Annotated in this window: 3 protein-coding genes; all 3 read left to right on the top strand. The window is 70.6% G+C overall.

Annotation, left to right across the window (positions count from 1 at the left end; all coding sequences use genetic code 11):
* On the top strand, positions 1-435 hold a 435-nt coding region (locus E7Z54_RS23615; RefSeq protein ID WP_168798456.1), incomplete at its 5' end, for a hypothetical protein.
* Positions 436-634: 199 nt separating this feature from the next.
* On the top strand, positions 635-1609 hold the full coding sequence (locus E7Z54_RS21710; RefSeq protein WP_168798455.1) for an ABC transporter substrate-binding protein: 975 nt from the start codon (positions 635-637) through the stop codon (positions 1607-1609).
* A partial coding sequence (locus E7Z54_RS21705; protein ID WP_136436814.1) for a FecCD family ABC transporter permease occupies positions 1606-2369 on the top strand: 764 nt, incomplete at its 3' end. The genes E7Z54_RS21710 and E7Z54_RS21705, both read left to right, overlap by 4 nt.

The following is a 2369-nucleotide window of genomic DNA, read 5'->3' as shown; positions in this document are numbered from 1 at the left end:
GGGGTTGTCATACTCACGCTTCCGATCAGCCCCAGCGATGCGCTGGCGCGCGCACTCGGTGGCCCTCGCGATACGTGGGCCGCCGGCATCTTGGCCGCGGCGCTCACGGTGTGGGATTCCCCGGACACCGGGCAGCCGCTGAGGCGCCTGCTCGCCGAGGCGGTGAGCGACAGCGGGCAGGGTCAGGCGCTGTCGGAGTTCCTGGAGCATGAGCTCATCGACCCGCTCGCCCAGCGGCTCGACGGGCCGTTGCCGCGGCGACGGGCGACAGCCGCGGTGACGGTGGTGGCCGGGATGATCCTGCAGCGGTACGCGCTGGGGGCTGCGCCGATGAAGGACCTGAGTCAACGCGAGGTGATCGCGACTCTGGGGCCACTGATCGACGCTGCCCTGCGCCCGCGCCCGGCACGATCGGCCCGCGGGAGCGGGCGTTGATGAATTCCGGCACCTGAGGAAACCGGTGCGGCCGATCGGTCTGCGCACGATCAGTTCGTGATCCGGCCGCGACGCAGCGCTGTCGAACGCGTCGACGGCCTCGTTCCGGGGCCCGATGAGTGACCGACCGAGCACCGTGACTAAGGTAAGCCTTAGTTTATTCCTGTCCCGGTTTGCCCCTTCAAAGGAACCACCACTGATGAAGCTCCAGCCCCTCGTCGGCATCTCGTCGGCGATCGTCCTCTCGCTCACTCTCGCCGCCTGCGGCGGCTCCACCTCCGGGGCAGAAGCCCCCACGGAGGCGGTCGAGATCGCCCACGCCATGGGCACGACCGAGGTGGCCTGCACGCCGAAGCGTGTCGTGACCCTCGGCCAGGGGGAGACCGACAGCACGCTCGCCCTCGGTGTCACCCCCGTCGGCGTCGTCTCGCCGTGGACCGACGACTGGTACTCCTACCTCCCGAAGAAGGTCGAGGAGGCCGAGGTCGTCGGCACCGAGATCGAGCCCGACCTGGAGGCGATCGCTGCCCTCGAGCCTGACCTGATCCTGGGCTCCAAGCTGCGCCACGAGGCTCTCTACGGACAGCTCTCCCAGATCGCTCCGACGGTCTTCACCGAGACGATCGGCGTTGCGTGGAAGGAGAACGTCGGCACCTACGCCGCGGCTCTGTGTCGCGAGGACCAGGGCAAGGAGATCGTCGAGGCGTACGAGGCCCGTGCCGCCGCGATCGGCGAGGACCTGACGGCGGCAGGCCAGGGCGACACCGAGGTCTCGATCATCCGGTTCATGCCCGACCAGGTCCGCATCTACCTCACCGGCTTCCCGGGTTCGGTCATCCGCGACGCCGGCCTGCCCCGCCCGAAGTCGCAGACGGTCGCCGACTGGGAGACCTCCGAGCAACTGATCGAGATCTCCGAGGAGCGCATTCCGGAGATGGACGGCGACGTCATCTTCGAGATGGTCTCCGCCGACCACTACGCCCAGCAGGGCACGCAGACGGTCGATGAGCAGATCCAGCGCTGGACCTCGACCGACCTCTGGAAGAACCTCTCGGCGGTCAAGGCGGGCAAGGTCGTCGAGGTCGACGAGAGTGTCTGGAACCTCGGTGGCGGCATCGGCGCTGCCAACGCGATGCTCGAGGACCTTGAGAAGTACTTCGCCAGCGCGCGGTGACCGCACTCGACACGACGCCAGGGGCGCCCGGGACCACCCGGGCGCCCCGCGGCGCGTCTCCGCTCCTGCGCCTGCGTCGCGTGCTGGTGCCCGTCGCCCTGCTCGGGCTCCTGGCGCTGGTGGGCTGCCTGAGCCTCGCTGTCGGCTCGGTCGCCCTTCCCCTCGGCGAGGTCGTCGACGCCGTCCTGGGTGCCCGTGACACCCAGGCCCATCTGATCGTTCGCGACCTCCGCTTTCCCCGCACCCTCGCCGGCCTTGTCGCGGGCGCGGGTCTCGCGGTTGCCGGTGTCCTCCTCCAGGGCGCGACCCGCAACCCGCTGGCTTCGCCGACTCTCCTGGGCATCACCTCGGGTGCCGGCTTCGCGGTCGTCGTCACGGTCGCCCTCCTCGACATGCCGGCGACCTACGCCGTCGTGGCTGCGTTCGCCGGCGGTGCCGTTGCGGCCACCCTTGCCATCGGGCTGGCGAGCACCGGGCGCGACGGCCTGTCCCCGATTCGCCTGGCGGTCTCCGGTGCCCTGATCTCCCTGCTCCTGTCCGCCTGGACCCAGGGACTCCTCGCGCTGAACGAGGCCAACGCCGATGAGGTGCGGCACTGGCTCGCCGGGTCATTGGCGGGGCGGGACGCCGCGGCGGTACCGCCTTTGCTGCCGCTCTTCGCGCTCGGACTGCTGGCGGCGGTCCTCCTCGCGCGGCCGCTCGACGCGCTGTCGCTGGGCGACGAGGCCGCCGTCGGACTCGGGCAGCGGCCCGGCCGCGT

It is taken from the genome of Nocardioides sp., assembly GCF_004803405.1.
Taxonomy (GTDB): Bacteria; Actinomycetota; Actinomycetes; order Propionibacteriales; family Nocardioidaceae; genus Nocardioides; species Nocardioides vastitatis.
Note: the sequence above shows the minus strand (reverse complement) of the source record. Positions and strands in the feature narration are given on the sequence as shown.

Bases quoted from the DNA above. Each gene is read 5' to 3' on its own strand.
- E7Z54_RS21710 (WP_168798455.1), top strand. From the start codon at position 635: ATGAAGCTCCAGCCCCTCGTCGGCATCTCGTCGGCGATCGTCCTCTCG.